This is a genomic window from Hahella sp. KA22 (assembly GCF_004135205.1).
In the GTDB taxonomy this organism is placed as follows: domain Bacteria; phylum Pseudomonadota; class Gammaproteobacteria; order Pseudomonadales; family Oleiphilaceae; genus Hahella.
The window spans coordinates 3,404,887-3,426,753 of sequence record NZ_CP035490.1; the positions used below are offsets into that span (position 1 = coordinate 3,404,887).

Consider the following 21,867-nt stretch of genomic DNA (forward strand, 5'->3'; position numbering starts at 1 on the left):
TGAGTATCAGGCTGGATTATTTGCGGTAAGCAGCAGACATAAAAAAGCCGGCGTGAGCCGGCTTTGTTTTCACTACATGTTCGGATAGTTAGGACCGCCGCCGCCTTCCGGGGTGACCCAGATGATGTTCTGGGTGGGGTCTTTGATATCGCAGGTTTTGCAGTGTACGCAGTTTTGCGCGTTGATCTGGAAGCGTTTGCCGCCGTCGTCATTCTCCACCACTTCGTAAACGCCGGCAGGGCAGTAGCGCTGCGCGGGCTCGTCGTACTTGGGCAGGTTGTAGTTGATCGGCACGTCTTTGTCCTTGAGGGTCAAATGACAGGGCTGATCTTCTTCATGGTTGGTGTTCGACAGGAACACCGAAGTCAGACGGTCGAATGTCAGCTTGTTGTCCGGCTTCGGATAGCTGATTTTCGGACACTCGCTTGCGGGCTTCAGTGTCTCGTGATCTTTCTTCAGATCACGCAGTGTGATCGGCAGGCTTCTGCGCAGAATGTTCTGTTCGAAGAACGCCAGCGCGCCGCCCAGGATGTTGCCGAACTTGTGCATGCCCGGACCGAAGTTTCTCTCTTCGTACAGCTCTTTGTAGAGCCATGACGTTTTGAACTTATCCGTAAAGGCGGTGAGGTCTTCTTTGCCTTCAGATCCTTTCTGGAGCGCTTCAAACACTGCTTCGGCGCCCAGTATTCCGGACTTCATTGCGGTGTGTGAGCCTTTGATCTTGGAGAAGTTCAAGGTGCCTGCGTCGCAACCCAGCAGCAAGCCGCCAGGGAAAGTTTGCTTGGGCAGGGAATTGAAACCACCTTTGGTGATGGCGCGGGCGCCGTAGGATACGCGCTTGCCGCCTTCCAGATATTTGCTGATTTCAGGATGTAGCTTCAGGCGCTGAAATTCTTCGAACGGAGAAACGTGCGGGTTGCTGTAACCCAGGTCGGTGATCAGACCGACGTAAACCTGATTGTTCTCCAGGTGGTACAGGAAAGAGCCGCCGGTAGAACTGCTTTCAGCCAATGGCCAACCAGTCGTGTGGACGACAAGGCCGGGTTCATGTTTGGCGGGATCGATGTCCCACAGCTCTTTGATGCCGATACCGTAATGCTGCGGGTCTTTACCTTCATCCAGCTTGAATTTTTCGATCAGCTGTTTGCCCAGATGACCACGGCAGCCTTCGCAAAACAGAGTGTACTTGGCGTGCAACTCCATACCGGGGGTGTAGGAATCTTTGTGCTCGCCATTGTGGCCGACGCCCATGTCGCCAGTAACAATGCCTTTTACGCTACCGTCTTCATGATACAGAATCTCGGCGGCGGGGAAGCCGGGATAGATTTCCGCGCCAAGGCCTTCCGCCTGTTCCGCCAGCCAGCGGCACAGATTGCCCAGGCTGATAATGAAGTTGCCTTCGTTGTGCATATTGCGGGGCACGAACGCATTGGGCACCTTAATGGCGTTTTCCTGGCTGCGTAATACGAATATGTCGTCTCGGACGACGGGAGTATTGAGGGGAGCGCCTTCTTCTTTCCAGTTAGGGAAGAGCTCGTTCAGAGCGGTGGGCTCGAAAACGGTGCCGGCGAGAATATGCGCGCCGACTTCCGATCCTTTCTCCACGACGCATACGGTCAGTTCCTGCCCTTTATCCTTGGCCAACTGGAGAATTTTGCAGGCGGCTGATAAGCCCGCCGGTCCTGCGCCCACGATTAGTACGTCAAACTCCATCGATTCGCGTTCCACCATTGATCTCCTTTTAGCTTCACAACTCTCAGTCTAAAAAGTTTATAGGCAACACGGCTTTTGGGGGTCGCGAAAAGCTGCGACGATGCTGTTCCGCGGATGCGGTCGAGCTGCGTCCCTGACTGATTTTATCCTGTCTTATTTTTCCGACTACGCTGTGCTGCAGTTATTAAAAATCGTCAGAAGTATAATGGATTAAGTCCAGGTAGCATATATCATTCGCCCACTCAAACAAACGTTTGTTTGAATTTTCCCGGAAAATCGCCTTTAATAAGCGGCACGCAGTTAAGACGAGCGTTTCCGGCGTTTAGCGTCGGGGCCTCAGGCGACGCCTGCGAGGCCGCTTCCTGAATTCCGGGACGGAGTGAACCCGAATATTTTTCGGCGTTAACAATAAATCGATCGTCCTTTGATCGCAGGTCCTTTTCGGACGCGTCAGGCGCGCCCCTGAATATTGACCTGAGTGGGATAAGCGTTCAGTATTAGCCTGCTTTGTTTGGACCATATCCTGGCGTTTCGGCTGAAGTTTTTGGCCGAGAACCCGGTTTTCGACAGGGTGGTTATCGGGATAAAAATCCAGAGCCGCGAGGATATGCTTCGTTAATTACACATCACAACACAAACGAGGAATCTATGAAGGTTCTGGTCGCTGTAAAACGAGTAATTGATTACAACGTTAAAGTACGAGTAAAGCCGGATAATACCGGTGTAGACCTGACAAACGTAAAAATGGCGATGAATCCATTCTGCGAAATCGCAGTGGAAGAAGCCGTACGCCTGAAAGAGAAAGGCGTCGCTACTGAAGTCGTCGTTGTTTCCATCGGCCCTAAAGCCGCTCAGGAACAAATCCGCACATCTCTGGCGCTGGGCGCTGACCGCGGCATCCACGTGGAGACCGACGAAGAGATTCAATCTCTGGCGGCCGCCAAACTGCTGAAGGCGGTTGTCGAAAAAGAACAACCCAAGCTGGTGATTCTGGGCAAACAGTCCATTGACACCGACAACAACCAGACTGGCCAGATGCTGGCGGCGCTGTGCGGTTACGCGCAGGGCACCTTCGCATCCGAAGTGGTTGTTGAGGGCGATAAAGTCAACGTGACTCGCGAAATCGACGGCGGTCTGTTGACTGTGGCGCTGAATCTGCCGGCCATCGTAACCACCGACCTGCGTTTGAACGAACCCCGTTACGCTTCTCTTCCCAACATTATGAAAGCCAAGAAGAAGCCGCTGGACACTGTCACTCCTGCGGATCTTGGCGCGGAAATCGCTCCCAGACTGACCACCTTGAAAGTGGAAGCCCCTGCGCAACGTCAGGCGGGCATTAAAGTGGGCAGCGTAGCTGAGCTGGTGGACAAGCTGAAGAACGAAGCGAAGGTGATTTAAGATGAGCATTCTGGTAATTGCAGATCACGATAACAAGGTTCTGAAACCCGCTACGTTGAACGTTGTCGCAGCCGCTCAGAAAATCGGCGGAGACGTTCACGTTCTGGTCGCCGGCGCTGATTGCGGCGCTGTCGCTGAAGCGGCTTCCAAAGTGGCTGGCGTAGCGAAAGTGTTGCACGCCGACAACGCCGCCTACGGCCACTTCCTGGCTGAAAACCTGGGCCTGTTGGTGGCTGAGCTGGGCAAAGACTACAGCCATGTCCTGACTTCCGCCGGCACCACTGGTAAGGACTTCATGCCTCGCGTTGCAGCGCTGCTGGACGTGGCTCAGATTTCCGACATCATCCGCGTTGATTCCGCTGACACCTTCGTGCGTCCTATCTACGCGGGCAACGCGATCGCCACTGTGCAATCCTCCGATGCGATCAAAGTCATCACCGTACGTCCTACCGGTTTCGACCCGGTGGCGGCGGAAGGCGGTTCTGCTGCGGTTGAATCCGTGGGTGCGGCACACGACGCAGGCATTTCTTCTTTCGTGAAAGAAGAGCTGGCCAAGTCCGACCGTCCTGAACTGACCAGCGCAAACATCGTGGTTTCCGGCGGTCGCGGTATGCAGAACGGCGACAACTTCGAAATGCTGTACAAAGTGGCTGACAAGTTAGGCGCAGCGGTTGGCGCATCTCGCGCGGCGGTTGACGCAGGCTTCGTTCCCAACGATATGCAGGTCGGTCAGACTGGTAAGATCGTGGCTCCGCAACTGTACATCGCCGTTGGTATCTCCGGCGCGATTCAGCATTTAGCGGGTATGTCCGACAGTAAAGTCATCGTTGCGATCAACAAAGACGAAGAAGCTCCGATCTTCCAGGTGGCCGACTACGGTCTGGTGGCGGACTTGTTCGAAGCGGTTCCGCAACTGGAAGCTGAGCTGGATAAAGTTCTCTAAGCCAGTTTTGAATATTCCCTCCCCAGTCCGGGGAGGGATCTCTTCTCCAGGCTGTTCTAGCCGCGCAACTCTTCAAGATCTTCAAACAACTGCAACGCTTCCGGATTGGCGAGCGCGTCCTTGTTTTTGACCTCTTTGCCGTGAATGACGTTCTTCACCGCCAGCTCAACGATTTTGCCGCTGATGGTGCGGGGGATGTCGGCGATCTGAATGATCTTCGCCGGAACATGTCGGGGCGTGGTGTTCTTGCGAATCGTCTGGGTGATGCGGCCGCATAACTCGTCGTTCAGATCGATGCCAGGGCGGGTCTTGACGAACAGAATGACTCTCTCGTCATCTCCCCAGGCTTGTCCGACGGCGATGCTTTCCAGCACCTCTTCAATTTTCTCCACTTGACGATAGATTTCGGCGGTGCCGATGCGCACGCCGCCAGGATTAAGCACAGCATCAGAGCGGCCATGAATGATGACGCCTTTTTGCACCACTTCGCCGTTTTCCGCATGGCTGATGAATTCGCCGTAGTCTCCATGGGCCCAGATGTTGTCGATGGAGGAAAAATAAGCGCTGTGGAAGCGCGCGCCATCCTCGTCATTCCAGAATCCAACCGGCATGGAAGGGAAGGGCGACTTGCAGATCAGCTCACCTTTACCTTGCGCAAGAGAACGCCCTGAGTCGTCGACAAACTCGACATCCATGCCCAGGCCGATGCATTGTAGTTCACCCCTGTAAACGGGCAGTGTGGGGCATCCCAGAGCGAAACAGGACACAATGTCCGTGCCGCCGGAGATGCTGCTCAGGCAGACGTCAGCCTTTACGTCCCGATAGATATAATCGAAGCTTTCATGAGCCAGCGGGGAGCCGGTTGACAGCATGGCTCTGAGACTTTCCAGACGATGGGTCTGCGCCGGCTTGAGATGATTCTTCTCGCAGGCGGCGTAAAATTTGGCGCTGGAGCCGAACACGTTGATGTTCTCTTCCTGGGCGATATCGAACAGGTGAGAAGGCGACGGGTGAAACGGGGAGCCATCGTACAGCACCAGTGTGGCGCCGATGGCCAGACTGCTCACCAGCCAGTTCCACATCATCCAGCCGCAGGTGGTGTAATAGAATATGCGGTCGCCGGGTTTGAGATCGGTATGCAATCCCAGTTCTTTCAGGTGCTGCAACAGCGTGCCGCCCTGACCATGCACGATGCACTTGGGCTGACCGGTGGTGCCGGAGGAGTACATGATGTACAGCGGCTCGGCAAACCCGCGCCGGACGAATTCGATGGCGCTCTCGCCTGGCGTGTTCACAACGTCTTCCCAGGCGGTCGCTGTGACGCCTGACAAGTCCGTTGGCGCCGCCTTAGAACTTTTCAAATAGTTGACCCAGACCACCCCTTGCAAAGCGGGAAGCTTGCCGACGATATCCTGCACTCGATCCGTCGTGTCGATGACTTTGCCGTTGTAGTTGTAACCGCGGCAGGCGATCAATAGTTTGGGGGCGATCTGGCCAAAGCGGTCAATAACGCCGTTAAGTCCAAAGTCGGGCGAGCAGGATGACCAGACGCCACCCAGGCTGGCGGTGGCCAGCATGCCGATAACTGCTTCGGCGCAGTTGGGGATAAACGCGGCGACGCGATCGCCGGGACCAACGCCGTTCGCTTTTAGAAACTGCGCTAATTTGGCGACTTGGCGGTACAGCTCGTTGAAGCTGAGTTCCTCACGACGGCCGTCTTCGCCTCTGACGATGATGGCGGGTTGCTCCCCACGATGTTTAAGCAGGTTTTCCGCAAAGTTGATTTTGGCTTCGGGGAACCACTGCGCGCCAGGCATCTTGTCCGCGTTGCGCAGGAACGGCGTCCCGCCCAGATCGCCTTTGACTTGAAAGTATTCCCATATTCCCAGCCAGAACGCTTCTTTGTTCTCGACGGACCAAGCATGTAATGCGTCGTAGTGAGATGGCGGCGCCAGCTTTCTGGTTTTTAAAAATGCGATGAAATCGGTGAGTCGTGCTTGTTGTATTCGCTCGTGCCCGGGGCGCCATAAAGGGAGCGCGGTCATAAAGACTCCAATATTATCCTTATTGTGAAGATTGCGCCTGCGACAACGCCAGACCGGCTTTGGAGCCGTTGTTGCGCGCCAGCAGGGTGGAAATCTCATTACCTACCATGGCGAGGCGATTCAAATCAATGTTTGTTTTCAAGCCGTTGCCGTGCAGCATGTACACTACGTCTTCCGTTGCGACGTTGCCGGAGGCGCCTTTTGCGTAAGGGCAGCCGCCCAGGCCGGCGACGGAGGCGTCGACGGTGCGAACACCGAGGTTAAGGGCTGTGTCGATGTTGGCCAAAGCCTGACCGTAGGTATCGTGAAAATGCACCGCCAGTCGGTCGCTCTGAATTTCCGACAGCAGGGCCTTCAGCAGGTTCGCCACCTGATGGGTGGAGCCGACGCCGATGGTGTCTCCCAGAGATACTTCGTAACAGCCTGCGTCCAGCAACAGTCGAGTGGTTTTCAGAACCTGGGATATCTCAATGCGCCCCTCGTAAGGACAGCCCAGTACGCAGCTGACATAGCCGCGAACAGGGATGTTGCGCTCCTGCGCCAATGCGAATACCGGTTGAAAGCGTTCAATGCTTTCTTGGATGGAGCAGTTGATATTGCGCTGGTTAAACGCCTCGGAAGCGGCGGTAAATACCGCCACTTCGTTGGCCTGAGTCTGTAGCGCGGCTTCCATGCCTTTCAGGTTGGGCGTGAGGGCGGCGTAGACCACGTCTTTGCGTTCCGGCAACTGCTGGATCACTTCAGCGGAGCTGGCCATTTGCGGCACCCATTTCGGGGAAACGAAACTACCCGCCTCGATATAACTGACGCCCGCGTCGATCAGCCCTTTGATGAGGTGGACTTTCTGTTCAACGCTCAGCAGCTTGCTTTCGTTCTGCAAGCCGTCGCGAGGGCCCACCTCCACGATGCGGACAAAATCCGGATCGCCGGTGATATGCGTGGCGTTCACTTCAGAGGACATATCAGGCTCCTTCGCCGCTGGCTTCAAACGCCACCAGAATCTGGTTGGCGGTGACCACTTCGCCTTCTTTGCACAACACTTCCGTGACAGTGCCGGCGCCGGGGGCGCGGATGCTGTGCTCCATTTTCATGGCTTCCATCACCACCAGAATGTCGCCTTTGGCCACATCCTGACCCGCTTGCACGGCGGTTTTGACGATAGTGCCGCCCATGGGCGCGTTAAGGGAGCCGCCATCCTGCACATGGTGCTCGGTCAGCGTATTGTCATCCGGAGTCTCGAAGCGCCAATGCGCGCCGTCTTTAAACAGGTCGATGCAGCTCTCGGAAATAGCGAAACGGAAGCAGCTTTTTACGCCATCCACCCACAGATCCACATGGGAATGGTTGCGGTTGAAGCTGACATCCGCCCAGTGCTGGCCGTCGCCAATTTTTAGCTTGTCATGGTGCTGTTCAAGCAGCAGGGAGAATGATTCGCCCTTGAGCCAGAATTCATATTCCGACGCTTCCACCAGATTCAGGCGCCAGTTGTTGATCTGCGCCCAGGGTGAAAATGGGTCCTGATTTGCTGCGTTGGGCGCGCCCTTGAGATTGGACCAATACAGCGCCGCGAGTGCGCATTTGGCGTTAAAAGGGATTTCCCGGTCTGCTTGCTCTAACCCTGGGTTGGCCTCCAGAAAGCCGGTCGTCAAACGCGCCTGCACGAAGTCATCGCTGTTGATGATGCGGCATAGATAGCCGGTGTTGGTGGTGACGCCGGTCACCAGGAAATCCGCCAGCGCGTCTTTCAGGCGTCGCCGCGCCATTTCTCGGGAGGGCCCCCAGCCGATGACTTTGGCGATCATCGGGTCGTAGAAGGGCGAAATCTCGCAGCCCGCCGCGACGCCGCAGTCAATACGGGTATGCTCGCTGCTCGCAGGCGCGGAGAGAAAATGTAACGCGCCAGCGCTGGGCAGAAAACCGTTCTCCGGGTCTTCCGCATAGATGCGCGCTTCAATGGCGCAGCCATTGCTGCGAATGCGATCCTGGGTCGCCGGTAAAGGTTCGCCGCCGGCGACTTTGATCTGCCATTCCACCAAGTCGAGGCCCGTGATCATTTCTGTCACCGGATGCTCGACCTGCAGGCGGGTATTCATTTCCATGAAGTAGAAGTTTTCATTCTTGTCGACCAGGAACTCAACCGTGCCGGCGCCGACATAACCGATTGCTTTTCCACACGCGACCGCCGTTTCACCCATTTTGCGGCGAGTCTCCTCCGCCAGGTGGGGAGCGGGCGCTTCTTCGATGATCTTTTGATGACGGCGCTGAATGGAGCAGTCCCGATCAAACAGATAGACGCCTTCGCCGTGAGCGTCGAAGAAGATTTGCACTTCGACGTGACGGGGCTGTTCGATCAGCTTTTCAATCAGCATGGTTTGATCGCCGAAGGCGTTTTTCGCCTCACGCTGCGCGGACGCCAGCTGTTCATCAAATTCAGAGGGCGCGCGCACGGCGCGCATGCCTTTGCCGCCGCCGCCCGCGCTAGCTTTAAGCAGGACCGGGTAGCCGACAACCTCGGCCTGGGCGCGCAGAACGTCAACGCTTTGGTCTTCGCCGTGATAGCCGGGGATCAGAGGCACATTGGCCTGTTCCATCAGGTGCTTGGCGCGGGCTTTATCTCCCATTGCGTCAATGGCTTTGGCGGGAGGGCCAATGAATATCAAAGACTCCTTTGCGCACAGCGCGGCGAAACTTGCGTTCTCCGACAGGAAGCCATAGCCGGGATGGATAGCGTCGGCGCGGCACTTTTTCGCTACCGCGATGATTTTATCCTGATTCAGGTAAGTCTCCGTGGCGGTCACCCCGCGCAGGGGATAAGCCTCGTCGGCTTCCTGCACGAACGGCATGTTACGGTCCACATCCGCATATACGGCGATCGTACGCACACCCATGCGACTGGCGGTGCGGATAATGCGGCTGGCGATCTCGCCGCGATTGGCGATCAATAGCGTCTCAATCATGCTCGGCGGCTCCATCGACAAGGGTCCAGGCGGCGGGTCGTTTCTCCAAAAACGCGCTGAGCCCTTCCTGACCTTCAGAAGAAATGCGCACGTCGGCGATGGCGTGAGTGGTGTAGTCGACCAGTGCATCGTCAATGGGGCTTGCTTCGACCCGGCGCAGCAACTCTTTGGCGCGGGACAGGGCGTTGGGGCCGTTCTGTTTGAACAGGCGGGTGAAAAGCTCCACTTCCGCGTCCAGATTGGTTTCTTCGATGATCTCGTGGATCAGCCCAAGACGAAGCGCTTCTTTGGCGTCGAACAGCTCGGCGGTCAGGGTATAGCGCTGCATGGCTCTGGGGCCTATGGCGCGTAGTACATAGGGGCTGATGACGGCGGGTAGAATGCCCAGTTTCACTTCGCTGAGACAGAATTTGCTGCGCGCGCTGGCGATAGCAATATCGCAGCAGCTGATCAGGCCCAGGGCTCCGCCGAAGGCGCTGCCTTGCACTCGGGCGATGGTTGGTTTGGGTAGCTCAAAGAGGCCGCGCATGAGCCTGGCCAGTTCGGCGGCGTCATCCAGATTGGCTTGATGATCCGCATTGGCGTTGGCGCGCATCCATTCCAGGTCGGCGCCAGCGGAGAAATGCTTGCCTTCGCTGCGCAGGACGACGATGCGTACGGCGCTGTCGTTAGCGGTTTCTTCAATCATTTCGTTCAGGGACTGAATAACGTCGGCGTTAAAGGCGTTATGCTTTTCGGGCCGGTTTAAAACTATTTCCGCAACGCCCTGATTTACGCGATATAAAACGGGTTCTGACACGGCGTAACCTCTCTTGTTGGTCTGGTGGTCGGCTGAGTTGGCGTCATGTGAAGTCCTTGTCGCGCCTACATGCGGAACACGCCGAATTTGCTGTCTTTGATCGGGGCGTTCAACGCGGCGGAAAGCGCCAGGCTCAACACCATGCGGGTGTCCGCCGGATCGATGATGCCGTCGTCCCACAAGCGCGCGGAAGCGTAGTAGGGATGTGACTGTTCGTTGAACTGCTGAATGGTGGGCGCTTTGAACGCCTGTTTCTCTTCTTCGGTCCACAGCGCGCCTTTGCGGCGTAAATTATCCTCACGCACCTGCGCCAGCACGCCCGCCGCCTGCTCGCCGCCCATTACTGCGATGCGCGCATTTGGCCACATCCATAGAAAGCGGGGGTTGTAGCCGCGGCCGCACATGCCGTAGTTGCCGGCGCCAAAACTGCCGCCAATGATAATGGTGAACTTGGGCACCTCCGCGCAGGCGACAGCGGTGACCAGTTTGGCGCCGTTTTTGGCGATGCCGCCTTCTTCGTACTGCTTGCCCACCATGAAGCCGGTGATGTTCTGCAGGAACACCAGGGGAATTTTACGCTGGCAGCACAGCTCGATAAAGTGAGCGCCTTTGACGGCGGATTCGCTGAACAAAATGCCGTTGTTGGCGATGATGCCCACGGGGTAGCCGTTAATGCGGGCGAAACCGCACACCAGAGTCGCGCCATAAAGCGCCTTGAACTCGTCGAATTCGGAGCCGTCCACTAGTCTGGCTATCACTTCATGCACGTCATAAGGCGTGCGCAGATCGGTAGGGACGACGCCGCGCAGCTGTTGAGCCGGGTAGAGCGGCTCTACCGGCGGCTGAATGTCCATGGTGACGGTTTTCTTGCGGTTGAGGCGTTTAACCGCCTGTCTGGCCAGCAAGAGGGCGTGAAATTCGTCTTGTGCGTAATGGTCCGCCACTCCAGAGATACGGCAATGGACGTCTGCGCCGCCCAGTTCCTCGGCGCTGACTTCTTCGCCGGTAGCGGCTTTCACCAAAGGCGGTCCCGCCAGGAAAATGGAGCTTTGTCCTTTCACCATGATGGCTTCATCCGCCATGGCGGGCACATAGGCGCCCCCGGCGGTGCAAAGGCCCATTACTACGGCGATCTGTGGAATGCCCTGGGCGGACATACGCGCCTGGCGATAAAAAATGTGCCCGAAGTCTTCTTTGTCGGGGAAGACTTCATCCTGCTGCGGCAGATTGGCGCCGCCGGAATCCACCAGATAGATACAGGGCAGGTTGTTCTCTTCTGCGATCGTCTGTGCGCGAATGTGCTTCTTCACCGTCAGTGGGTAGTAGGTGCCGCCTTTGACCGTTGAATCGTTGGCGACGATCATGCACTCAATGCCCTCGACCCTTCCGATACCAGCGATGACGCCGGCGGCGGGCACGTTGTCTGCGTAGACGTTGTAGGCGGCGAACTGGCCGATTTCGAGAAACGGCGAACCGGGATCGAGCAACTTGGCGACGCGCTCACGGGGCAGCAACTTTCCTTTTGCGCGCTGCTTTTCCTGAGCAGCGTGGCCGCCGCCTTGTTCGATAAAACTGATTTCGGTCTTCAGATCATCCACCAGTTTGCTCATCGCGGTGTACTGGCTTTGATAGCTTTCGCTGTCGGTGGATGTTTGGGATTTCAGAACAGCCATAGCTTCGTCCTGTCTTGCTGGGTGGTTGTTTGGATTCCTTTAGAGAACCGGCAGCCGAGGGCTACCGGGACTCCTCGAACAGTTCGCGGCCGATCAGCATTCTGCGGATCTCAGAGGTGCCGGCGCCGATCTCATATAGCTTAGCGTCTCGCAGCAGTCTGCCAGTGGAGAATTCGTTGATATAGCCGTTGCCTCCCAGAATCTGAATGGCGTCAAGGGCCATCTGGGTGGCTTTTTCTGCGCAGTATAGAATCACGCCAGCGGCGTCCTTACGTGTGGTTTCGCCACGATCACAAGCGGCGGCGACAGCATAAAGATAGGCGCGGCAGGCGTTCAGGGTGGTGTACATATCCGCCACTTTGCCCTGAATCAGCTGGAATTGCCCAATAGGCTGGCCAAACTGCTCGCGTTCATGGATGTAAGGTACGACTGCGTCCATGCAGGCCTGCATGATGCCGATAGGGCCGGCGGCCAGTACGACGCGCTCGTAGTCCAGGCCGCTCATCAGGACTTTCACGCCCTGGTTGAGGCCGCCGAGGATATTTTCTTCTGGAACTTCACAGTTATCGAACACCAGCTCACAGGTGTTGGAGCCGCGCATACCCAGTTTGTCGAGTTTGGGGGAGCGGGAGAAGCCAGGATAATCGCGTTCGACGATGAACGCGGTGATCCCTCTGGGGCCGGCCTGAACGTCAGTCTTGGCGTAGATGACGTAAGTGTGCGCGTCTGGGCCGTTGGTGATCCACATTTTGGCGCCGTTAAGCACATACTTGTCGCCTTTTTTCACCGCCTGTAATTTCATACTGACCACGTCGCTGCCGGCATTGGGTTCGCTCATGGCGAGGGCGCCGATATGTTCGCCGGAGATCAACTTAGGCAGATACTTTTGTCTTTGTTCCGGCGTGCCGTTACGGTAAATCTGGTTAACGCAGAGATTAGAGTGGGCGCCGTAGCTGAGTGCGACGGATGCTGAAGCGCGGCTGATCTCTTCCATGACGAGGACATGAGCCAGATATCCCAGTTCAGCGCCGCCGAACTCTTCGCTGACGGTGACGCCCAGCAGGCCCATTTCGCCCAGGCGCGGCCATAGCTGGTTAGGAAATGCGTTGTCCTTGTCCACTTGGGCGGCGATAGGGGCGATCTCTTTTTGCGCGAAGCCTGCGACCTGTTCACGCAGCATATCCAGGGTTTCGCCCAGTCCGAAGTTCAGGGAGTGATAGTGATTGGCCATAATGGTTCCTTTGTTATTTTTAACGTTGAATCAATCTCATCAGAAGAAGGCCTGCTGCGATTTATTGCGCACGCTCGCCGCGCATATGCTTCGTCAGCCTTTTTCAAAGTCCGCCAGCGCCTGACGGCAGCGCTCTTCCGCTTCATCCAATTCCTCCTGCATGAGGCGGATATCAGAAAGCTGCTGCTTCAGAATGTCTCTTTTTTCCGCAATTTTGTTCAGCATCAGTTGTAGCTGCACCCGGTTGCCGCTGTCCGGGTCGTACATGCAGATAATTTGTTTGGATTCCGCCAGGGAGAAGCCGAGTCGTTTGCCTCGTAAAATAAGCTTGAGGTAGACGCGGTCTTTTTCGGAGTAGATGCGGGTCTGTCCCTGCCGTTCCGGGCTGAGCAGCCCTTCCGCTTCGTAAAACCTGATTGTCCTTGTGGTAACGTCGAACTCCTTCGCCAGGTCACTGATGCTGTAGTTTTTTGTCATGGGCGTTCTCTGTCTGAATTGAGCAAAATTATTGCAGCAAGTTTACGTTTACGTCAACGTTATAATGCGCTGTCATGACTGGTCGAGAAGTAAGTGATGTCTGAGGAGATGAGTGTAAAGAAAGCCGGTCAGCGACCAGAGGGTGCGCTGAAGCAAATTGGAAATGCTGCCGCGGGCAGGTATTTGATTGGAAAAGAAAATACAGTGAAGTCAGGAATCAGGCGCGGCTGATCGCGCCGGCTGCAACGGGGTATGAGATCAGAGGCGGGTCTGCAATTGTTGCAGCATGCGCGTGTTTAAATCGTTCCACTGATCCAGTCGATTGGCCTGGCCTACGCGTTTGCCCAGCCCCCGTTGTTTAGACAGCCATAATCCATCGCCATTGAAGCTGTAGATGGGGTAGAGGTCATCGCGTTCGGAGCCTGAGCGGATTTCCTGAATCAGATTGTCCAGAATCAGTGGCTCTTTGTCCTGGTCTGGATAGTACGCGAGCACCATGTGCGCCTGATTGAGTTTCAGCGCCTTAACGTAGGTGATGCGTAATTTGTCGTCCGGCACGCCCATTTCGCGCAAGGCGAAATACTTGGCGATGGAGTAGTCTTCACAGTCGCCGCCATTGGTGACCAGTAGCTCAACGGGCGTCGCCCAGTAATCCTCCTGGCCCCAGTGCTTAATGTCCGGAACGAACTGAGTTTCGTTAAAGAAGGCGTTGACCATCATTAACTTACGTTCGTCGGGAATGTCTTTGGGGGTGTTAAGCAGTTTTTGCCAGCGCTCCAGGCGCTCGCGGGCGGAGCCGCCGTATTCGCGCTCCACATGAGTCAGAATTTGCTGGCTGATTTCGAAAGCCGCAGACGCAACAAGAGCCCAGCATGAAAACAGGGTAATGGCTGTTTTGACACGCAATTTTCTTGTCCACTGCATAGGTGGGGCGTCCCGTCGTCGATGTCGTTGGTATGGTTAATGCCGGCGGATAGACCGGAGTCGTAGTTATGTTTATGAGTTTAAGTATAGGAATTAATCGGAAATATGACTGGATGAGTTTTGTAAAACTGTGTAAGGAAAGGTGAATCTTAAGACTAGCCCTAAGTGGCTTAAATACAAGGAAAATAAAGCGAATGGCGCTGTGATGGCCAGGGTTTGAAAAAGTGAGGATAAGAAATCGTTAATTTAGGTGGGGGATGGGGACGCCGGAACGATATTGACGTTTCGGCGCTTAAAATCGGGTGCGACTAACCGTTGTTCTTTTGGCGGATTTGTTCGCGCAATTTTTGCAGTCGATCACGAATTTCCTGACGACGTTGTTCGTCCATTTCGCTCAGCTCCGAACTGTTGTCGTTGGATGGCTCGGAAAGCTCTTCCGGCGGCTGATCGATAGCGTAAGTCGGCTCTTCCTGATAAGCGGGTTCTGAAATCGCCTGCTGAGAACCGTCATCATGAGGCGCGTCTACGACGGGAACCGGCTCGCCGCCGCTGTCAGGCTGCTCATACTTGGGTTCTTCGTACTGAGGCTCTGGATATTCGGGCTCTTGATACTGCGGCTCTTCATAAACGGGCTCTTCGTATGCGGGCTCAGTATAGTCGGGGGCGTCGTCACGGGAGACGCTGGCGTAGGTTTCTATGCTGGCGCCGGAGCTGGATTCTTCAGGGAAGAACAGGTTTTCAAGGCTGCCCCGACGGTCAATGACTACGCGGTTGGCGTAGACGGAATGTAGCGTTGCGTTGCCGGGCATGTTTTCGCCGACGCGGAAGAAGTCGGTATTGCGATCGGGTCCTTCGATCAATGCGCCGCCGGACTCGCCTTTTTCAAGGTTCGTGGCGGCCACGCCCCGCAAAGTCAGGCGCAGGTTGGTGGATGGTAGGTCTTCCGTTTCTTTCTTCTGGGCGACGGGTTCATTTTTGCCGAACAGATTGAGGGGCGCCAACTGTTGTACGGTGCGTTCCTGTTTGACCTGGGTTGCTGGCGCCGCTTTAACTACAACTTCCTTCTTGGTGTTGTAGTCGAGCCAGAACTGATAACCGCGCCAACCAACAGTCGCAGTAGCGGCGATCAATAGTAGCGACGCCGTAATGGAGGGGGCGGAATTGAGTAGTTTGTCTTTGTTCACGATGAATCTGTCTCGGTGTTCTAATGGCTCGCTTTTTATTATGTGCGACCATTGTCCCGGTTAAGTAATTCTGTGCCCGGTATTTTTGCTGTAGCAGCTCTAAAAGAAAAGTCCGGAATTCTCAAAAATATACTAAAAACGGGTATTTAATGGCCTTTATTACATATAATTAACTATAAATGAAATGAGACCAGGTAGTCTGGAATCTCTTGAAAAGATAAAGTAGATTCTCAAACCTTCCCGGCTTCCATGTATGGCCTGAGCGTAAGCCGGAATGACAATGTTTACAATAGACTAAAGGTTAGATATGGACGAGCGCCAACTCGAAGCAACTGAAGACGCGATTCCAGTATTGACGGACGATTCCGAAGATCAGGAGGATCAGCCGCGGTCCTATTACCGCCTGCCGTTTTCATTCGCCAAGCGTCATGGCGTGTTCGTCGGCCAGCCGGATCAGGATCATGGCCAGGTTGTTTTTTATAAAGAGTCGCTGAAGCCGCAAATATTTGCGGAAGTAAATCGATATGTCGAAGGTAAATGCCGCTTTGAAGTGATAGAAGATGGCGTTTTCGAAGATGGTCTGGCGAAGGCCTATCAGAATGACTCCACCGAGGCTATGCAAATGGTGGAGGGGCTGGGTGACGATATGGACCTGGCCAGTCTGGCGGATTCCGTTCCAGAAACGGAAGACCTGCTGGAGCAGGAGGACGACGCGCCTATCATTCGTCTGATCAACGCCATCCTGACGGAAGCGGTAAAAACCAACGCTTCAGATATTCACATAGAAACCTTTGAAAAAGATCTCGTCGTGCGCTTCCGCGTGGACGGCGTGTTACGGGAAATGGTCAAACCCAAGCGGGCTTTGGCGCCGCTGTTGGTGTCTCGTATCAAGGTTATGTCCAGGCTGGACATCGCGGAAAAAAGAATTCCACAGGACGGCCGGATTTCCCTGCGCGTTGCAGGTAAAGAAGTGGATATCCGGGTGTCCACCATGCCTTCCGCCAACGGCGAACGTATCGTACTGCGTTTGTTGGATAAACAGGCGGGCAGGTTGAAGCTTGAAAAGCTTGGTATGGCCGATCGCGACTTCAATCTGATCAAGAAACTGATTCATCGTCCCCACGGCATTATTTTGGTGACGGGGCCTACGGGTTCCGGTAAAACCACCAGCTTGTATGCGGGACTGTCTGAAATTAATGACCGCAGCCGCAACATCCTGACGGTTGAGGATCCTATCGAGTACAACCTGCCGGGCATCGGCCAGACTCAGGTTAACACCAAAGTCGATATGACCTTCGCCCGCGGTCTGCGCGCTATCCTGCGTCAGGACCCGGACGTGGTGATGATTGGTGAGATCCGGGACTTGGAAACAGCCGAAATCGCAGTACAGGCGAGTTTGACCGGACACTTGGTGTTGTCCACCCTTCACACCAACAGTGCGGTGGGGGCAGTAACCCGTTTGATGGATATGGGCGTGGAGCCATTTTTGATATCTTCCAGTTTGATAGGCGTCATAGCCCAGCGTCTGGTGCGCGTATTGTGCGAGCACTGCAAAGAGGCGTACACGCCGGACGACGAAGTTTGCGAGTTCCTCGGCATTGATCCGCAAAATCCTCAGCATATCTACCACGCGAAAGGCTGCGCTGAATGTAACCACCTCGGCTATCGCGGACGTTTGGGGATCTATGAGGTGATTGAGGTCGATGAGGAATTGCGTCACCTGGTGCATAAACAAGCCGGCGAAATGGAGCTGGAAGCCTGCGCGCGCAAGCGTGGCCCCAGCATTCATGCGGACGGCATCGCCAAGGTGTTGAAGGGCCTGACCTCTGTGGAAGAGGTGGTGCGGGTAACTCACCGGGAGTAAAGCGCAAAGGGCGATTATTGAAGAAGGTTCGACGGCGGGCGCTTACTTCAGAACGGCAGTCTAAATTTCATAGTATTACCGCATATGGCAGCATTTGATTTTAAAGCCCTGGACCAAAAGGGGCGTCCGCAAAAAGGCGTTCTTGAAGCGGATAGCGCCCGTCAGGTCAGGCAGCAGATTCGAGATAAAGGCTGGACGCCGCTGGAAGTCACCCAGGCGTCTGACAAGCAGAGCAACAAAAATGGCGGAGGCGGCTTTCGTCCTCGCGGCAGTCGGCTTAGCGCCTCTGATTTGGCGCTGCTGACTCGTCAGATCGCCACACTGATTCAGTCCGGCATTCCAGTAGAGGAAACGCTGAGCGCAGTGGCTTCGCAAAGCGAAAAAGCCAAGGTCAGAAGTATGATGCTGGCGGTGCGCGCGAAGGTGCTGGAGGGGTATTCCCTGGCGGACAGCCTCAACGAATTCCCCAGCGCATTTCCGGAGCTTTACCGTTCAACGGTAGCGGCGGGCGAGCACGCAGGTCATTTGGATCTGGTGTTGAATCGTCTGGCGGACTACACCGAGCAGCGGCAGATGAGTCGGCAGAAAATTCAGCTGGCCGCCATCTACCCTGTGATTCTTACATTCGTGGCGTTTGGTATCGTCGGCTTTTTGCTGGGTTACGTCGTACCCGACATCATCAAGGTGTTTGTCAGTAAAGGGCAGGAGCTGCCTGCGTTGACTCAGGTGATTCTGGCGTTGAGCGATTTCGTCGCCAGCTATGCGCTGCTTATTGTGGCCGCTTTGATCATCGCCTTCTTTTCCTTCACCTATGCGATGAAAAAAGAAGGCTTCCGACTTCAGGTGCACCGGCAATTGCTGCACCTTCCCTTCACCGCGAAGATGTCGCGGGGAGTCAATACCGCCCGTTTCGCCAGTACTCTCAGCATACTCAACAGCAGCGGCGTGCCGCTGGTGGACGCCATGCGCATCGCTGGAGAGGTGTTGAGCAATCAATGGCTGAAACTACGGGTCGCCGAAGCGGCGCAGAAAGTGCGGGAAGGCGGCAGTCTGTACAAGTGCCTGGAGCAGACCGGTTATTTTCCGCCGATGATGATTCATATGATCGCCAGCGGCGAGGCCAGTGGCGAGTTGGGGGAAATGCTGGAAAGGACCGCCAGCAGCCAGGAAAACGATCTGCAAAGCCGCATCGCAACGATGGTCGGACTGTTCGAGCCCTTGATGCTTTTGGTCATGGGCGGCGTCGTATTGATCATCGTTATGGCGATCATGTTGCCGATTTTGAGCATGAGCGATCTGGTTGGTTAAAATACACATCAATAAAAGAAGTAATGTTACAGAGGGAAAAAATGAAACCTAAAGCGTCATTCAAAACCAGGAAATCCGTACAGGGCTTCACCCTGATCGAAATCATGGTTGTATTGGTTATCCTTGGATTGCTGGTGGCTGCTGTAGCGCCCAAAATTTTGGGACGCGCTGACCAGGCGAAAGTGACGACCACGCAAACCAACATCAAAACCATCAGCAATGCTCTGAATATGTACAAGCTGGATAACTATAATTTTCCCAGCAGTGAGCAGGGCGTTGAAGCGCTGGTGAGCAAACCGTCCGGTTTCCCGGAAGCGAAAAACTGGAACCCGGAAGGCTATATCGACAAGCTGCCTGTTGACGGTTGGCAGAGAGAATTCGTTTATATTTCTCCCGGCACTCATGGCCCGTTTGATCTGTATTCATTGGGCGCTGACGGTAAAGAAGGCGGCGAAGGTTACGACGCCGACATCACCAACTGGGATAAATAACCGATGCGCCGTCTCTGCGTCAGGGGCGGCGATTGGATAGAGACACTATGAAGCGCGCTCACAAAGGTTTTACGCTGATTGAAATACTGGTCGTGCTGGTCATTATCTCGGTAATGGTCGGCATGGTCACGTTGGTGGTCAGTGGTAATCGTGAGCGCAGAGAGCTGGAAAATGAGGCCAGAAAACTGCTGGCCATCATGCAGATGACCTCCGACGAAGCCATCTTCCAGAACGTGGACATTGGGTTGCGACTTGATGACCACGGCTATGCGTTCATGGGATTTGACGATACGGCGCTTGCCTGGATTGAATTGCCGCAGGATTTTTTGAAAGAAAGGGACCTGCCTGAGTGGGTGGTTTTGGACTTTGACAAAAAGAACAAAGAAATTGAGCTGAAAAACAAGGACGAAGGCAAGAAAGACAAGAAGGACGACAAAGACAAGAAATTCCTCCCTCAAATTCTGTTTTTGTCCAGCGGGGAAAATACCCCGGTCAACATTGAGTTGAAGCTGAAAAGTAATGAAGAAATTAAGTTCATCATCAAGTCCGATGGGTTGAACGGATTTGAGTTGAAAGGGCCGGCGGATGATGAAGATGCTTAAACCGTTGCGGCGTTCGCCGCGAAGCCGTGCAAAAGGTTTTACGCTACTGGAAGTGCTGGTGGCGTTGCTTATTTTTTCGATCAGCGTCGCTGCCTTGGTGCGCGGCATGACTCAAATTGTGAAGCAGACGGAGCAGTTGGAGCTAAAAACCTTCGCCGCCTGGATTGCAGACAATGAATACACAGAGCTCGCCATCGCGGAAAACTTTCCCGCCGTTGGCGAGAAGAAGAAAACGATAGAGTACGCCAGCCGTACCTGGCGCGTTGTTGAAAAAGTCATCGCGACGCCGAACCCCCAGATGAGAAAAGTGGAAATTCAGGTCCTGATCGCCGATACGGCGAATCTGTCGGAAAGGCAGATTATCTCGGTCACCTCGTTTATAGGTAATAACTCCTGATGTCTCCCGCAGTCATGTCGTCACAACCCGCCGCAGTAAAAACCCGCTCCCGGGAACGGGGCTTTACCTTGCTGGAGGTGCTGATCGCCGTCACCATCACGGCGATTATCGGCACGGCCGCGTTTCAGTTTTTGGGGCAGGGGATACGCAACAAAAAGAATCTGGAGACCAAGAGCGAGTCTTTGGAAGAAATTCAAAAGGCGCAGCGGGTGCTGGAAGGGGACCTCGGTCAAATTGTCGCCCGTAGCGTACGCGGGGAATATGGCGATGAATTTTATTCCGTCACTAATCTGAATGCGCTGAAGCTGATTGAGTTTTCCCGCACGGGTTGGCGCGATACTAACGATCTGCTGGAGCTGATTACGGAAGATGAAGAGGAAATCAGTCGCCGCAGTAATCTGCAGCGGGTTTCCTATGAGCTGGAAGAGAATACGCTGTATCGGGAGTACTGGGAGGTCATGGACCGGGCGCAGGACTCTCAGCCGCTGAAGCAGCGTCTGCTGACGCATGTCAAATCCGTGAAATTCAGATTTATGGACAAAGACAACCAGTGGCATAACGAATGGCCGACGGAAGACATGTTGACCAATCAGAACGAGCCCGCCTATTTGAAAGTGCCTAAAGCGCTGGAAATTACCCTGGATCATGAAAAGTTCGGCAGCATCCGGCGCATATATCAAGTGGCGGGTTGGGCTGAGATTAAGGATACCGCCAATGGCGGTGGTAATGGCGGCACTTCTGGAGGCGGCAGCGGCGGTAATAACTCCGGTGGCGATAAACCCGATCCCAATCATGGCGGCGGCTCAGGTAGCGGTCGTGGTTAGTGGCGGAAATCGCGGGCTGCGCAAGCAGTCCGGCATAGCGGCGCTTATCGTTATCTTCATCGTCGCGCTTGTGATGGTGCTGGTGGCCGGCCTCTTTAACATTCATTACCTGGATATCCGGCGCACCTCCAATATTCTGGAGCAAGACCAGGCGAAGATGTACGCCCTGGCGGCGGAAACCTACGCCAGAACCATTCTGCGTGAGGACTTCGCTCAGGATAAGAAAGCCAACAAAATGGTGGACCACGAGGTCGATAACACCGATGAGCCTTGGGGGCAGTACGCGATTCAAATTCCCATCGACACCAATGTCGGTATTCAGGGGCAAATCGACGATCTCATGGGACGCTTCAATATTAATAGTCTGGTCACCAATAAAAACGGCGCCAGCGCAGTCAACAAAGAAGCGGTGCAGCAGTTTGAGCGTTTGTTAAGTTCATTAAAAGACATCAATCCAGATGTGACGGCGGAGAAATTCGTAGATTGGATTGACGCGGATGATCAGATCTATCAGCTCAAAGGCGCGGAAGAAGAAACTTACCTGCTCAAAAAGCCGCCATATCGCGCCGCAAACTCGTATTTCAATGATATATCGGAATTTTGGCTGATCGACGGCATGGACGCGGCGACTTATAAAGAGCTTAAAAAGTTTGTGGCGATTCTGCCCAACAGCTCTGGCATGCTAAATGTGAACACCGCGCCGGCGGAAGTGTTGATGGCGTATATTCCCGGGCTGGATAAACAGACTGCGGATAAGATCGTCGACATTCGCAAAGAGGAAGGGCATTTCGCTGATGTGAATCAGTTTCTTTCTCTGGCTGAACTAGCGGGCAAGAAGGATATACCCAAGAAATTGTTCAGAGTAAATAGTGAGTATTTTCAAGCGACGTTGCGCGCTATTTTTAATGAACGGACAACGCGGTTAATATCTATAATTCATCGTGACGCTGAAGAAGGTAACACCAGCGTTTTGCGACGGGATTTTGGTAAAAAAGAAGACATTACCAAGGAAGTGTATGTTCCCAAATAAGGACAGG

19 protein-coding genes are annotated in these 21,867 nt (G+C 54.7%); 9 read left to right on the top strand and 10 right to left on the bottom strand.

What is annotated here, in order from left to right; translation table 11 throughout:
• Positions 1-72 precede the first annotated feature (72 nt).
• Positions 73-1,731 (bottom strand): electron transfer flavoprotein-ubiquinone oxidoreductase, encoded by a 1,659-nt coding sequence (locus tag EUZ85_RS15220; protein ID WP_127970098.1) that lies wholly within the window; start codon positions 1,729-1,731, stop codon positions 73-75.
• A gap of 630 nt (positions 1,732-2,361) precedes the next feature.
• Here EUZ85_RS15220 and EUZ85_RS15225 point away from each other — a divergent pair.
• Both EUZ85_RS15225 and EUZ85_RS15230 read left to right on the top strand, forming a co-directional pair.
• Positions 2,362-3,111: an electron transfer flavoprotein subunit beta/FixA family protein gene (locus EUZ85_RS15225; RefSeq protein WP_127970099.1), complete on the top strand. Its 750-nt coding sequence runs from the start codon at positions 2,362-2,364 to the stop codon at positions 3,109-3,111.
• Position 3,112: 1 nt separating this feature from the next.
• Positions 3,113-4,054, top strand: coding sequence for an electron transfer flavoprotein subunit alpha/FixB family protein (locus tag EUZ85_RS15230; RefSeq protein WP_127970100.1), 942 nt, complete (start codon positions 3,113-3,115; stop codon positions 4,052-4,054).
• A gap of 56 nt (positions 4,055-4,110) precedes the next feature.
• On the opposite strand, the gene EUZ85_RS15235 is transcribed toward EUZ85_RS15230, so the two are convergent.
• The 9 genes from EUZ85_RS15235 to EUZ85_RS15275 form a co-directional block, all read right to left on the bottom strand.
• Positions 4,111-6,099, bottom strand: coding sequence for an acetoacetate--CoA ligase (locus EUZ85_RS15235; RefSeq protein ID WP_127970101.1), 1,989 nt, complete (start codon positions 6,097-6,099; stop codon positions 4,111-4,113).
• Positions 6,100-6,118: 19 nt separating this feature from the next.
• Positions 6,119-7,060, bottom strand: a complete 942-nt coding sequence (locus EUZ85_RS15240; RefSeq protein ID WP_127970102.1) for a hydroxymethylglutaryl-CoA lyase — start codon at positions 7,058-7,060, stop codon at positions 6,119-6,121.
• Between the two features lies 1 nt (position 7,061).
• Positions 7,062-9,056 carry an acetyl/propionyl/methylcrotonyl-CoA carboxylase subunit alpha gene (locus tag EUZ85_RS15245; RefSeq protein WP_127970103.1) on the bottom strand — a complete coding sequence of 665 codons (1,995 nt, stop codon included), beginning with the start codon at positions 9,054-9,056 and terminating at the stop codon, positions 7,062-7,064.
• Entirely contained in the window at positions 9,049-9,855 is an 807-nt protein-coding gene (locus EUZ85_RS15250; RefSeq protein WP_127970104.1) for an enoyl-CoA hydratase/isomerase family protein, read from the bottom strand. The genes EUZ85_RS15245 and EUZ85_RS15250 overlap by 8 nt, the downstream gene beginning before the upstream one ends.
• Before the next feature lie 65 nt (positions 9,856-9,920).
• Positions 9,921-11,528, bottom strand: coding sequence for a carboxyl transferase domain-containing protein (locus EUZ85_RS15255; protein WP_127970105.1), 1,608 nt, complete (start codon positions 11,526-11,528; stop codon positions 9,921-9,923).
• Between the two features lie 61 nt (positions 11,529-11,589).
• Entirely contained in the window at positions 11,590-12,759 is a 1,170-nt protein-coding gene (locus EUZ85_RS15260; protein ID WP_127970106.1) for an isovaleryl-CoA dehydrogenase, read from the bottom strand.
• A gap of 93 nt (positions 12,760-12,852) precedes the next feature.
• Positions 12,853-13,236, bottom strand: coding sequence for a MerR family DNA-binding transcriptional regulator (locus tag EUZ85_RS15265; RefSeq protein ID WP_127970107.1), 384 nt, complete (start codon positions 13,234-13,236; stop codon positions 12,853-12,855).
• A gap of 258 nt (positions 13,237-13,494) precedes the next feature.
• Positions 13,495-14,160: a transglutaminase-like cysteine peptidase gene (locus tag EUZ85_RS15270; protein ID WP_127970108.1), complete on the bottom strand. Its 666-nt coding sequence runs from the start codon at positions 14,158-14,160 to the stop codon at positions 13,495-13,497.
• A gap of 308 nt (positions 14,161-14,468) precedes the next feature.
• Complete coding sequence (locus EUZ85_RS15275) at positions 14,469-15,344, bottom strand: type II secretion system protein N (protein ID WP_127970109.1); 876 nt, start codon at positions 15,342-15,344, stop codon at positions 14,469-14,471.
• 307 nt (positions 15,345-15,651) lie between these two features.
• On the opposite strand from EUZ85_RS15275, the gene gspE reads away from it, so the two are divergent.
• The 7 genes from gspE (at position 15,652) to gspK (ending at position 21,860) form a co-directional block, all read left to right on the top strand.
• Positions 15,652-17,208: a type II secretion system ATPase GspE gene (gene gspE, locus EUZ85_RS15280; RefSeq protein ID WP_241567044.1), complete on the top strand. Its 1,557-nt coding sequence runs from the start codon at positions 15,652-15,654 to the stop codon at positions 17,206-17,208.
• An 84-nt stretch (positions 17,209-17,292) separates the two neighbouring features.
• Positions 17,293-18,516: a type II secretion system inner membrane protein GspF gene (gene gspF, locus EUZ85_RS15285; protein WP_127970110.1), complete on the top strand. Its 1,224-nt coding sequence runs from the start codon at positions 17,293-17,295 to the stop codon at positions 18,514-18,516.
• A gap of 41 nt (positions 18,517-18,557) precedes the next feature.
• Positions 18,558-19,007 carry a type II secretion system major pseudopilin GspG gene (gspG, locus tag EUZ85_RS15290; RefSeq protein WP_127970111.1) on the top strand — a complete coding sequence of 150 codons (450 nt, stop codon included), beginning with the start codon at positions 18,558-18,560 and terminating at the stop codon, positions 19,005-19,007.
• A gap of 47 nt (positions 19,008-19,054) precedes the next feature.
• On the top strand, positions 19,055-19,609 hold the full coding sequence (gene gspH / locus EUZ85_RS15295) for a type II secretion system minor pseudopilin GspH (protein ID WP_127970112.1): 555 nt from the start codon (positions 19,055-19,057) through the stop codon (positions 19,607-19,609).
• Entirely contained in the window at positions 19,593-20,006 is a 414-nt protein-coding gene (gene gspI, locus EUZ85_RS15300; RefSeq protein ID WP_127970113.1) for a type II secretion system minor pseudopilin GspI, read from the top strand. Before gspH ends, gspI begins: the two co-directional genes overlap by 17 nt.
• A complete protein-coding gene (gspJ, locus tag EUZ85_RS15305) occupies positions 20,006-20,830 on the top strand; it encodes a type II secretion system minor pseudopilin GspJ (RefSeq protein WP_127970114.1) in 825 nt (274 codons plus the stop codon). Before gspI ends, gspJ begins: the two co-directional genes overlap by 1 nt.
• Positions 20,733-21,860, top strand: a complete 1,128-nt coding sequence (gene gspK / locus EUZ85_RS15310) for a type II secretion system minor pseudopilin GspK (RefSeq protein WP_241567045.1) — start codon at positions 20,733-20,735, stop codon at positions 21,858-21,860. The genes gspJ and gspK overlap by 98 nt, the downstream gene beginning before the upstream one ends.
• Positions 21,861-21,867 lie beyond the last annotated feature (7 nt).

What these genes read in the sequence shown, in the direction of transcription:
- EUZ85_RS15220 (WP_127970098.1), bottom strand. Translation starts at nt 1,731, where the DNA reads ATGGTGGAACGCGAATCGATGGAGTTTGACGTACTAATCGTGGGCGCA.
- EUZ85_RS15225 (WP_127970099.1), top strand. Translation starts at nt 2,362, where the DNA reads ATGAAGGTTCTGGTCGCTGTAAAACGAGTAATTGATTACAACGTTAAA.
- EUZ85_RS15230 (WP_127970100.1), top strand. Translation starts at nt 3,113, where the DNA reads ATGAGCATTCTGGTAATTGCAGATCACGATAACAAGGTTCTGAAACCC.
- EUZ85_RS15235 (WP_127970101.1), bottom strand. Translation starts at nt 6,099, where the DNA reads ATGACCGCGCTCCCTTTATGGCGCCCCGGGCACGAGCGAATACAACAA.
- EUZ85_RS15240 (WP_127970102.1), bottom strand. Translation starts at nt 7,060, where the DNA reads ATGTCCTCTGAAGTGAACGCCACGCATATCACCGGCGATCCGGATTTT.
- EUZ85_RS15245 (WP_127970103.1), bottom strand. Translation starts at nt 9,056, where the DNA reads ATGATTGAGACGCTATTGATCGCCAATCGCGGCGAGATCGCCAGCCGC.
- EUZ85_RS15255 (WP_127970105.1), bottom strand. Translation starts at nt 11,528, where the DNA reads ATGGCTGTTCTGAAATCCCAAACATCCACCGACAGCGAAAGCTATCAA.
- EUZ85_RS15260 (WP_127970106.1), bottom strand. Translation starts at nt 12,759, where the DNA reads ATGGCCAATCACTATCACTCCCTGAACTTCGGACTGGGCGAAACCCTG.
- EUZ85_RS15265 (WP_127970107.1), bottom strand. Translation starts at nt 13,236, where the DNA reads ATGACAAAAAACTACAGCATCAGTGACCTGGCGAAGGAGTTCGACGTT.
- EUZ85_RS15270 (WP_127970108.1), bottom strand. Translation starts at nt 14,160, where the DNA reads ATGCAGTGGACAAGAAAATTGCGTGTCAAAACAGCCATTACCCTGTTT.
- gspE (WP_241567044.1), top strand. Translation starts at nt 15,652, where the DNA reads ATGGACGAGCGCCAACTCGAAGCAACTGAAGACGCGATTCCAGTATTG.
- gspF (WP_127970110.1), top strand. Translation starts at nt 17,293, where the DNA reads ATGGCAGCATTTGATTTTAAAGCCCTGGACCAAAAGGGGCGTCCGCAA.
- gspG (WP_127970111.1), top strand. Translation starts at nt 18,558, where the DNA reads ATGAAACCTAAAGCGTCATTCAAAACCAGGAAATCCGTACAGGGCTTC.
- gspH (WP_127970112.1), top strand. Translation starts at nt 19,055, where the DNA reads ATGAAGCGCGCTCACAAAGGTTTTACGCTGATTGAAATACTGGTCGTG.
- gspI (WP_127970113.1), top strand. Translation starts at nt 19,593, where the DNA reads ATGATGAAGATGCTTAAACCGTTGCGGCGTTCGCCGCGAAGCCGTGCA.
- gspJ (WP_127970114.1), top strand. Translation starts at nt 20,006, where the DNA reads ATGTCTCCCGCAGTCATGTCGTCACAACCCGCCGCAGTAAAAACCCGC.
- gspK (WP_241567045.1), top strand. Translation starts at nt 20,733, where the DNA reads ATGGCGGCACTTCTGGAGGCGGCAGCGGCGGTAATAACTCCGGTGGCG.